Annotated in this window: 4 protein-coding genes; all 4 read right to left on the bottom strand. The window is 61.4% G+C overall.

Annotated features, from left to right (window positions below):
- Positions 1-67: 67 nt before the first annotated feature.
- Entirely contained in the window at positions 68-1,447 is a 1,380-nt protein-coding gene (locus F8N49_RS25670; RefSeq protein ID WP_151553100.1) for a sodium:solute symporter, read from the bottom strand.
- Between the two features lie 157 nt (positions 1,448-1,604).
- The gene (locus F8N49_RS25665; RefSeq protein ID WP_122704764.1) at positions 1,605-3,116 is read right to left on the bottom strand and encodes a cytosine permease; all 1,512 of its coding nucleotides are present in this window, start codon (positions 3,114-3,116) and stop codon (positions 1,605-1,607) included.
- 51 nt (positions 3,117-3,167) lie between these two features.
- Positions 3,168-3,590 (bottom strand): nuclear transport factor 2 family protein, encoded by a 423-nt coding sequence (locus F8N49_RS25660; protein ID WP_056783683.1) that lies wholly within the window; start codon positions 3,588-3,590, stop codon positions 3,168-3,170.
- Positions 3,591-3,600: 10 nt separating this feature from the next.
- Entirely contained in the window at positions 3,601-4,551 is a 951-nt protein-coding gene (gene speB / locus F8N49_RS25655) for an agmatinase (RefSeq protein WP_003222717.1), read from the bottom strand.
- Positions 4,552-4,710 lie beyond the last annotated feature (159 nt).

The following is a 4,710-nucleotide window of genomic DNA, read 5'->3' as shown; positions in this document are numbered from 1 at the left end:
CGAAAAAAACGGGTGTGGCCACCGACGCCACACCCGCTGAAGAAAACATCACCTCGTTACAGTCGATTCACACCGCCGTTGCCACGGTCGCCGGGCGCGGCGAGAACAGGCTGACCAGTACGAAGCTCACCAGGCTGACACCCAGGCTGTAATAGATCGGCGAGTTCGCGTCCATGCCGTCCTTGACCATGAACACCAGCGCCGTGATAAAGCCCAGCGTCATCGCGCTGATCGCCCCGGCGGTAGTCGCACGCTTCCAGAAAATCGCGCCCATCAGCGGAATCAGCATGCCGCCGACCAAGAGGTTGTAAGCCAGGGTCAGCGCGCTGATCACGTCATTGACGACCAGAGCAATGCCCAGCACCGCGATCCCGGTCAGCAGGGTAAACAGACGGCTGACCGCGACGTTGGACTGTTTGCCGCCGCGCAGTTTCGGCAGCAGGTCTTCGGTCAGGGTGGTGGACGCGGCGAGCAGGCCGGCGCTGGCGGTGGACATCATCGCCGCCAGTGCGGCAGCGATCACCAGGCCACGGATGCCGTCAGGCAGCGAGACTTTGACGATGGCGGCAAAGGCGTTGTTGACGTTGTCCAGATCCGGAATCAGCACATGCGCAGCCATGCCGATCAAAGCGCAGACCAGGCCGTAAATGATGCAGTAGATCCCTGCTGAAGTGCCGGCGTACTTGGCGACTTTTTCGCTTTTTGCCGTGAACACCCGCTGCCAGATGTCCTGGCCGATCAGGATGCCGAAGAAGTAGATCATGAAGTAGGTAATGATCGTGTCCCAGCCGATGCTGGTGAAGTTGAAGCTGACCGCCGGCAGTTGCGCGACCAATTGATCCCAGCCGCCTACGCGGTACAGGCAGATCGGCAACAACACGAACATCAGCCCCACTGTCTGGATGCCGAACTGGACGATGTCCGTCAGGGTCAGCGACCACATGCCGCCGATCGTTGAATAAGTCACCACGATACCGCCGCCCAGCAGTACGGAAATCCAGAAGGGCAGACCGAACAACACTTGCAGCACGGTGCCGATCGCCAGAATCGAGGTCACGCCGATCATCAGCGCGTAAGCGAGCATGATCGTCGCACTGGCGGTGCGCGCCATCGGGTTGTAGCGCTTCTCCAGGACCTGGGTGACGGTGAATACCTTGAGTTTCAGCAAGGGCTTGGCGAGGAACAGGTTCAGCGCGACGATGCCGCAGCCCAATGCCGCGCACAGCCAGAAACCGGAAATGCCGTGCACGTAGCCCAGACGGACCGTGCCGACGGTGGACGCGCCGCCGAGTACGGTTGCTGCCATGGTGCCCATGTACAGCGACGGTCCCAGATTACGCCCGGCAACCAGATAGTCTTCGTGGGTCTTGGCCTTGCGCATGCCGTAGTAGCCGAGAATCAGCATCGCAGCGGCATAAATGAGTACGACGAATAAATCCAAAGCCATGATGGCGTGTCTCCGATTGTCTTTTTTATGGTGAGGCTGAATTCAAATCTCCCTGTGGGAGCGAGCTTGCTCGCGAAGGCGTCAGCACATTCAAACGTGATGTGATTGACAGATCGCTTTCGCGAGCAAGCTCGCTCCCACAGGGTTTTGTGTTTGGTCAGGCGGCTTGGCGTAACGTCGGTTTAGTCGTGGCGTTCACGCCTTGACTGCGCACATCCGTTGGCCCAAACACTTCCCGAGGTTCGGGGAACAAGCGCAACAGCGTCAGATACACCACCGACGCCAGGCCCAATGTCACCGGCAAACTGATGTCGATGCCACCGGCCAGTTCGCCCAGCGGGCCGACGAACTGCCCCGGCAGGTTGACGAAGCACAGGCCGACCAGCGCACTCGGAATCCACGCCCCCAGGCCGCGCCAGTTCCAGCCGTGGTTGAACCAGTAGCGTCCGCCCTGTTCGCCGCGAGTGAACACTTGCAGGTCATCCGGGCAGTAGAAGCCGCGCCGCACCAGCAGGCCGATGATCATGATCACCATCCACGGGGTGGTGCAGGTGATGATCAGCACGGCGAAGGTCGACACGCTTTGCACCAGGTTCGCCGCAAACCGGCCGATGAAGATGAAGGCGATCGACAGCACGCCAATCAGCAAGGTCGCCTTGACCCGGGACAGCACGCGCGGGAACACGCTGGACATGTCCAGCCCGGTGCCATACAGCGACGTGGTGCCGGTGGACATGCCGCCGATCACCGCAATCAGGCACACCGGCAGGAAGAACCAGCTCGGCGAGACGGCCAGCAAGCCGCCGACATAGTTGTTCGCGGCGATGTAGTCCGGCGCCTTGATCGCGACGATGGTGGCGGTGGCGAGGCCGAACAGGAACGGGATCAACGTCGCCAGTTGCGCGGCGATCACCGCCAGCATGATCCGGCCCTTCGGCGTCTCACGCGGGATGTAGCGCGACCAGTCGCCGAGGAACGCACCGAAGGAAATCGGGTTGCTCATCGCCACCAGCGCCGCGCCGATGAATGCCGCCCAGAACCCGGCCTGACCCAGCGCCACGCTGCCGGCGTACTGGCTGTCGAAAGCAGGGGCGAAGGCGAAGATGCCGAGCAGGAACAACAGGCTCGCGGCCCACACCGCGATGCGGTTGACCCACAGCATGATGCGGAAACCGTAGATGCACACGGTCAGCACCAGCAGCGCGAACAGACCGTAGGCCAGGCCCAGGGTCAGGTCGGTTTCCGGCAGATCGACGAGGCGTTTGGCGCCGCCGACCAGCGCATCACCCGAGCTCCACACTGACAGCGAGAAGAACGCGATCGCCGTCAGCAACGACAGGAACGAACCGACAATCCGCCCGTGCACGCCGAAGTGCGCACCGGAAGACACGGCGTTGTTGGTGCCGTTGAGCGGGCCGAACAGGCCCATCGGTGCGAGGATCAGCGCACCGACCACCACACCCAGCACAATCGCCCAGACACCGGCCTGAAACGACAGGCCGAACAGCACCGGGAAACTGCCGAGCACAGCGGTGGCAAACGTATTGGCGCCGCCGAAGATCAAGCGAAACAAGTCGCTGGGTCGGGCGTCGCGCTCATGATCCGGGATCTGTTCGACCCCGTTTGTTTCGATGCTGCTAAGGCTTTTTTCGTTGTTGTTGTTATTCATGATCTGCTCCGATCATCAGGCGCGCTCATCGTGCGTGAGCGTCACCATTGGCTAAGGGGGTGGCAGCCCTTCCGGCATTGCGGACAAATGTTCGTGACAGGCCAGCCATAGGCCTTGTTGTTCTAGGCTCGACGCTTGTCTTCTGAAAACAATCGTCTCGCGCTCCTGGCTGAAGTGTTGCTCCCCTTGCATGCGCAGCTCGGTGGCCACGTCATGGATGAAAACCGCCACGTCACCCTGCAGGCTGACAAAGGCGTTGCTCGAGGTGCACGACAGCACCTCGAATCCATCCTCGGCACGCCAGCGGTCCCACAACGCCTGATAGGCATCGCGCGACAGCAATGGCTGGTCGAGGGTGTAGAAAACGAAGCTGGCATCGGTGCTGAATGCGCCGAAGTAAGCTTCGCGATCGTTACGCGCAAACGCGGCGACCAATTCGGCGGCCGCGTGCAAAACCTGATCACGTGCGTGCATGACCCGATCCTCAGCGATGAACCACGCCAGGCAGTACGCAAAGCATTTCGTACAGCAGGTTGGCGGCCAGCAGCGAGGTGTTGCCGGTGGTGTCGTAAGCGGGCGAGACTTCTACCAGATCGCAACCGATCAGATCGAGGCCCTGACAGCCACGGACGATTTCAATCGCTTGAATGGTGGTCAGGCCGCCGATTTCGGGGGTGCCGGTGCCGGGCGCCCAGGCCGGGTCGATGCCGTCGATATCGAAACTCAGATACACCGGACCGCCACCGACTTTCTCGCGTACTTCAGCCATCAGCGGCGCCAGCGACTTGTGCCAGCACTCTTCGGCTTGAACGACGCGGAAGCCCTGATCGCGGCTCCAGTTGAAGTCGTCGGCGGTGTAACCCTGGGCACGCAAACCGATCTGCACCACGCGGTCGCAATCGAGCAGACCTTCTTCGACGGCACGACGGAATGTGGTGCCGTGGGCGATCTTCTCGCCGAACATGTGATCGTTGACGTCAGCGTGGGCATCGATGTGCACCAGGCCTACCTTGCCGTGCTTTTTATGGATTGCGCGCAGGATCGGCAGGGTGATGGTGTGGTCGCCACCCAGGGTCATCGGGATGACGTTGTGCTCGAGGATGTTGTCGTAGGCTTCTTCGATGATGCGCACGGCGTCGAGCAGATTGAAGGTATTGATCGCCACGTCACCGATGTCGGCAACCGACAGCGAGTCGAACGGCGCGGCGCCGGTGGCCATGTTGTACGGGCGGATCATCACCGATTCGGTGCGGATGTCGCGCGGCCCGAAGCGCGTGCCGGGGCGCAGCGAAGTGCCGATGTCCAGCGGCACGCCCACAAAGGCAGCGTCGAGGCCGGCAGCGGTCGGTACATGGGGAAGTCGGAGCATGGTGGCGATGCCGCCGAAGCGCGGCATTTCATTGCCGCCCAGTGGTTGGTGAAGAATCTTGTCCACGGGTAGGGCCTCATCGTCTTTGTTTTATTTATGCCGGCGCGCCGTGGAGCACAGGTTCGGACGCCGCTGTGGGGCCGATCATGCGAAATGTAGTGGCGGGAAAGAATCGCTACGGGCAAAAACTTAGTTCAGCTTTTTCTAAACTAATGCCAGACTTCC

The sequence above is a fragment of the Pseudomonas sp. GXM4 genome, assembly GCF_008923895.1.
GTDB lineage: Bacteria > Pseudomonadota > Gammaproteobacteria > Pseudomonadales > Pseudomonadaceae > Aquipseudomonas > Aquipseudomonas atacamensis.
This window is presented reverse-complemented; position numbering and strand designations above follow the sequence as displayed.

Bases quoted from the DNA above. Each gene is read 5' to 3' on its own strand.
- F8N49_RS25670 (WP_151553100.1), bottom strand. From the start codon at position 1,447: ATGGCTTTGGATTTATTCGTCGTACTCATTTATGCCGCTGCGATGCTG.
- F8N49_RS25665 (WP_122704764.1), bottom strand. From the start codon at position 3,116: ATGAATAACAACAACAACGAAAAAAGCCTTAGCAGCATCGAAACAAAC.
- F8N49_RS25660 (WP_056783683.1), bottom strand. From the start codon at position 3,590: ATGCACGCACGTGATCAGGTTTTGCACGCGGCCGCCGAATTGGTCGCC.